The sequence below is a fragment of the Nocardioides psychrotolerans genome, from assembly GCF_943371775.1.
Taxonomy (GTDB): Bacteria; Actinomycetota; Actinomycetes; order Propionibacteriales; family Nocardioidaceae; genus Nocardioides; species Nocardioides psychrotolerans_A.
In genome coordinates, this window is sequence record NZ_CALRWD010000134.1 from 1 (window position 1) to 5,302 (window position 5,302).

Sequence of the window (5,302 nt, forward strand, 5' to 3'; positions counted from 1 at the left end):
GTCGGGCTTGTTGGCCAGCATCAGGGCACCGTTGGTGGAGAACGGGCTGACGTCCACGATCGTCGAGGAGACCGCCAGGGCCGCCACGAAGAGCGCGGCGTTGATGCCGCCCTCGGAGATCAGCGGCACGGCGATCGGGATGATGATCGGCAGCAGTGCGGTGGAGGAGGCGAAGGCCGAGACGACACCGCCGACGTAGCAGAGCACGAGGGCACCGAGGGCGACGACGCTGAAGCCGGCCGCCCACTTCCCGACGAACTCCGGCGAGCCGGACGCGGTGAGGATCGCCGCATAGGTGCTGACACCGGCGACCAGGAGCACGGTCGGCCAGGCGATCTGCTTGATCGCGTCCTTGTGCTCGTTGGGCGAGAGCATCGCGAGGACGACCGCGGCGGTGATGGCCACGAAGCCGATGTTCTTGTCGAAGGCGAGCGCGATGACCGCGACCGCGACGAAGGCGATGAGCGTGAGCACCTGGTCGCGGCGGACGCCGAGGGCCTGGGTGCCGGTCGAGGCGGTGGCGCCGGTGCCGCGGGAGGGGACGTGGGCGCCGCCGCGGTGCAGGTCCTCGGTGAGGTGGTCCTCGTCGGCAGGGTCGATGCGCTGCGACATGAGGTCACGCCCGCCGAGCAGGATGAAGAGGATCGCGGCCATGATCGTGTTGACGACCAGGCTGGAGATGAAGACGGTGAGCTCGCTGGTCGGCAGGCCGGCGTCCTCCATGACGGAGTTGGTGATCGTGCCGTAGATGCTGATCGGCGAGAAGCCGCCGCCCTGGGCGCCGTGGACGACGAACATGCCCATCATCAGCGGGTTGATCTTGTAGCGGCCGGCGAAGCCGAGGGCGATCGGGCCGATGATCGCGCAGGCCGCCGGGCTGGCGGCGCCGATCGAGGTCAGCAGGGCCGTGACGGCGAACATCACCCACGGGATCAGCGCGACGCGACCGCCCACGCTGCGCACCGCTGTTCGCACGATGACGTCCACCGTGCCGTTGTTGCGGGCGATCGCGAAGAGGTAGGTCACGCCGATGAGCGTGAGGACCAGGTCGGCGCTCACCCCGGCGAGGATCTCCTTCTCGTCCAGGCCGAGGGAGTACATCCCGACCAGCCACGCGGCGACGTAGGCCAGCGCTCCCATGTTGATCGGCAGCACGGTGCCGATCACGAACAACGCCACCAGGGCGATGATCGCTACCCATTCCGGACCCATCGTTCCTCCTGCACCCGAGACCCGATCCTGGTGACCAGGGCCACTATGTTGGACCAGTGGCCTAGCCAATAGGTCAATAGGCCGGAAGTCAATAGGGTGGGTCCATGACGGACTCCGCCGCCTCGGGCCCGCTCCCCGACCCTCTCCCGGGACCCGTGTTCCCCCAGCGCCTGACCCGCACGAGGCTCTACGAGCAGGTCGCCGAGCAGATCACGTCCTGGATCGCCGACAACGGCCTGCGCTCCGGGGACCGGCTGCCGCCCGAGCGCGAGCTCGCCACGCGACTCGGGGTCAGCCGCGCGACGCTCAGCCAGGCGCTCGTCGCGCTGGAGGTGATCGGGGTCGTGGCCGTGCGTCACGGCGACGGCACCGTGCTGACCGGGTCGGTCGGGGCGACGCGGATCGTCGAGGCGATCCGGTCCCACGCCGACCGGCTGCCCGAGGTCATCGAGACCCGCGACGCGCTCGAGACCAAGATCGCGGCGCTGGCGGCCGCCCGCCGCACCGACGAGGACCTCGCGCGCATCGACGACGCCCTCGCCGCGATGCGCGCCGACATCGAGGCCGGCGGCCGCGGCGTCGAGGGCGACGAGCGCTTCCACGGAGCGGTGACCGCAGCGGCGCACTCCCTGCTGCTGGCCCGGCTGATGGACGAGATCGCCGACCTCATCAAGGAGACCCGGATCGAGTCCCTGAGCCAGCCCGGCCGACCGCGCGACTCCCTCGGCGGGCACCAGGCCATCGCCGAGGCCATCCGCGCGGGCGACCCCGCAGCCGCGTCGGCGGCCATGCACGCCCACGTGGCGATGGTGAGCGACGTGGCGCTCCTGCGCGAGCACCCGTGACCGGTCTCGAGCAGCTCGCCGTCCTCGCGGCGGGCCTCGGGGCCGGCATCCTGACCTCGACCGTCGGTGTGGCCTCCCTGCTCAGCTTCCCCGTGCTCGTCGCTGTCGGCCTGCCGCCGGTCGTGGCCAACGTCAGCAACACGATCGGGATGACCCCGGCCGGGCTCAGCGGGTCGTTCGGCTACCGCGAGGAGCTGCGCGAGCACCCGCGGGTGACCGCGACCGTCGTCGCCACGTGCGCGGCCGGCTCGATCCTGGGTGCCGTGCTGCTCCTGGCCCTGCCCTCGAGCGTCTTCGAGGCCGTCGTGCCGTGGCTGATCCTCTTCACCTGCCTGCTCGTGGGCGCCCAGCCGACCATCTCGCGGGCCCTCCGACGCCGGCTGCCCGACGGGCACGAGCCGGCCGCGCGCACCCACATGTCCCCCGTGACGACCGGGTTCTCGACCCTGGTCGGTGTCTACGGCGGCTACTTCGGGGCCGGGTCGGGCGTGATGATGGTGGCCGTCCTCGGCTTCGGGCTCGACCTCGAGTTGCGCGTCGTCAACGGCCTGAAGACGCTGGCGATCCTCTCGGGCAACGTGATCGCCGCGCTGATCTTCGTCGTCGTGGCCGAGGTCGACTGGCGCGCGGTCGCGTTGCTCGCGGCCGGCTCGGTCGTCGGAGGCTACGTCGGCGCCCGGGTGGGACGACGCCTACCGCCGACCCTGTTCCGCGTGCTGATCGTGCTGGCCGGCATCACCGCTGCGGTCACCATGCTCGCCTGAGCCCGCACCTGATGCTGCCCCTGAGACCGCCCCTGACGCCGCCCGCGAGTCGCCGAACGCCCGGTCGAAACGATGGAAGAGCGCGTCGCTCAGCCGAGGTACCACCAGGTTGAGCACCTCCCCCACCTGGCCCGCGACCGTGTCGACCGTGATGGGCCGGTCCTCCAGCGCCCGCACCACCCGGGCGGCCGCCTGCTCGGCGGTCTCGCCGCGACCGGCGTAGGCCTCGGTCGGCGCGGTCATCGCCGTCTGCACCAGGGGGAAGCGCATGTTGGTGAAGGTGACGTTGTCGCCGTAGGTCTCGCGACCGGCGATGCGCGACCAGGTGTCCAGCGCTGCCTTGGAGCCGAGGTAGGCGGAGAACTTCGGCGCCTTCATCTGCACCCCCCAGCTGAGGATGTTGACCACGTGCCCGAAGCGTTGCGCGCGCATCGCCGGCAGCAGGCCGAGGGTCAGCCGCACCGGCGCCAGGTAGTTGATCGCGGTGGTGCGCTCCACGTCGTGGAAGCGGTCGTAGGACAGGTGCAGCGAGCGCCGGATCGAGCGGCCGGCGTTGTTGACGAGGTAGTCGACCGCACCGTGCTCGGCCAGCACCCGCACCACCAGGGCGTCGACGGCGTCGCCGTCCACCAGGTCGCAGACGTACGCCGTCGCGCTGCCACCACGTGCCTCGACCTCCGCCCGCACCCGCTCGAGCTCGTCGGCGCGGCGGGCCACGAGCAGGACGTGGCCGCCCCGCGCGGCGACCGCCAGCGCGGTGGCCGCGCCGATGCCGGACGAGGCGCCCGTGACGAGGACGGTGCGCCCCGCGAGCGGGCTGGGCGCGCCGGGCCGCAGGACCCGTCGTACGAGCGCGCGAGGAGTCTGGAGCAGCAGTCCCACGGGAGGAACCTTTCAGTCCTGCGAGCCCGAGGTCTGCGCCTCGGCCTCGGCGATGAGCGGCTTGACGACGTCGATCGACCGGATCCGGCCGGAGACCACCGACGACCCCTGTTGGGAGAAGGTGGCCGACGGGATGCCGACGATCTCGGCCTCGTTGTCGATCGCCGCTCCCCCGGAGTTGCCGGGGGCGATGCGGGCGTCGGTGTCGATCTCGGAGCGGGGGCCGAGGCGGTCGTCGTCGAGGAAGGTCGAGATGACGCCCCGGGTGACCGAGACCCCGGCCGAGCCCGAGATGCCCGGGAAGCCGAGGACGGTCACGTCCTCGCCGGTGCTCAGGTCGGCCGAGGAGCCGATCGGGATCGTGGGCAGGTCGAGCTCGCCCTCGAGCGGGCCACCGTCGATCGTGGCGTAGATCTGGATCACCGAGGCGTCCATGAAGCCGTCGCTGACGACGACGCGGGCCCGGAAGGCGGGCGCGGCGGCCGAGTCGTCGGCGTCCTCGATGAGGGCGATCTCGAGGTAGTCGGGGTTGGCCTCGTCGGTCGGGCCGTACTGCTGGGCGAGCCCGTCGGCCTGGGGCTCGGCGACGTGGGCGTTGGTCAGGATCATCCCGTCGGAGCTGATGATGGACCCGGAGCCCGACCACGACACCGTGTTGCCGTCGCTGTCGGTGGACTCGGCGCCGATCAGCACGGTGGCGATCTTGGCGCTGTCGAGCTCCTCACCGGTCAGCAGCCCCGGGGTCGACGACGAGGTGGACGAGCGGACGACCTGGGCCGGGTCGGACCGGTCGAGCAGCACGGCCGCGGTCACCCCGGACGCGACGATCACGAGGAGCACCGCGGCGGCACCGCCGATCACCGCGAGGCGGCGCGCCCAGCGGGCACGGGCCAGGCGGCGCTCCTCCTCCTGCGCGGAGAGGATCGGGACGAGCGACACCTCGGGGCCCGCGACCGGGTGACCGAGCCGCAGCGCGACCCGCTCCTTGACGACCAGCCGGTCGATCCGGCGGCCGTCGACGAAGGTGCCCTCGCGCGAGGAGTTGGTGTAGAGCCAGCCCTCGGGGACGGCGTCGACCCGACCGTGCAGACGGGAGCAGACCGGGTCGGTCAGCACCACGGAGCAGTCGGGCAGCCGCCCGATCGTGACCCCGGTCGGGTGCGAGAAGCGGTGCTCGCGCCCCTCGGCGGAGACCAGCAGTGCCGGGCCGCTGCGGGCCGCCGGGGCACCGGGCACCGGGCCCGGGCGGACGGCCGGCGCGACGACCATGGTGTTCTCGAAGCCGGCGTCCGGCGGCGTCTGCCCGGGTGCGCGCACCGCGGTCGGGCGCTCCTGCTGCACGGGGACGCCCCCGTCGCCCGACGCCACCTCGGGCGTCACCGTGAAGACGCTGCCGGCGCCCTCGGGGCCGCAGCGCACCTCGGTCTCCCGGGTGAGCCGGAGCTCGGTGACGCGCTCGCCGTCGACGAAGGTGCCGTGGGCGCTCGCGACGTCGACCAGCACCCACCCGGCCCGGGTGGGACGCAGCTCGGCGTGCACCCGCGAGACCGAGTCGCCGGCCAGCAGGACGTCGGACTCGACGGCACGACCGATGCGCAG

At 72.5% G+C, this 5,302-nt stretch carries 5 protein-coding genes; 2 read left to right on the forward strand and 3 right to left on the reverse strand.

From position 1 onward, the window contains the following. A partial coding sequence (locus tag AAG827_RS21890; protein WP_341928325.1) for an SLC13 family permease occupies positions 1-1,212 on the reverse strand: 1,212 nt, incomplete at its 3' end. Between the two features lie 104 nt (positions 1,213-1,316). Between AAG827_RS21890 and AAG827_RS21895 the strand changes: the two genes are divergently transcribed. Next, on the forward strand, positions 1,317-2,057 hold the full coding sequence (locus AAG827_RS21895) for a FadR/GntR family transcriptional regulator (protein ID WP_341928326.1): 741 nt from the start codon (positions 1,317-1,319) through the stop codon (positions 2,055-2,057). After that, entirely contained in the window at positions 2,054-2,821 is a 768-nt protein-coding gene (locus AAG827_RS21900; protein WP_341928327.1) for a sulfite exporter TauE/SafE family protein, read from the forward strand. Before AAG827_RS21895 ends, AAG827_RS21900 begins: the two co-directional genes overlap by 4 nt. On the opposite strand, the gene AAG827_RS21905 is transcribed toward AAG827_RS21900, so the two are convergent. Together AAG827_RS21905 and AAG827_RS21910 are read right to left on the reverse strand one after the other, a co-directional pair. Then, positions 2,750-3,703 carry an SDR family NAD(P)-dependent oxidoreductase gene (locus AAG827_RS21905; RefSeq protein WP_341928328.1) on the reverse strand — a complete coding sequence of 318 codons (954 nt, stop codon included), beginning with the start codon at positions 3,701-3,703 and terminating at the stop codon, positions 2,750-2,752. The genes AAG827_RS21900 and AAG827_RS21905 overlap by 72 nt on opposite strands. A 12-nt stretch (positions 3,704-3,715) precedes the next feature. Continuing rightward, on the reverse strand, positions 3,716-5,302 hold a 1,587-nt coding region (locus AAG827_RS21910; protein WP_341928329.1), incomplete at its 5' end, for an FHA domain-containing protein.

Excerpts from the sequence above, each read along its gene's own strand:
- AAG827_RS21895 (WP_341928326.1), top strand. The coding sequence starts at position 1,317 with ATGACGGACTCCGCCGCCTCGGGCCCGCTCCCCGACCCTCTCCCGGGA.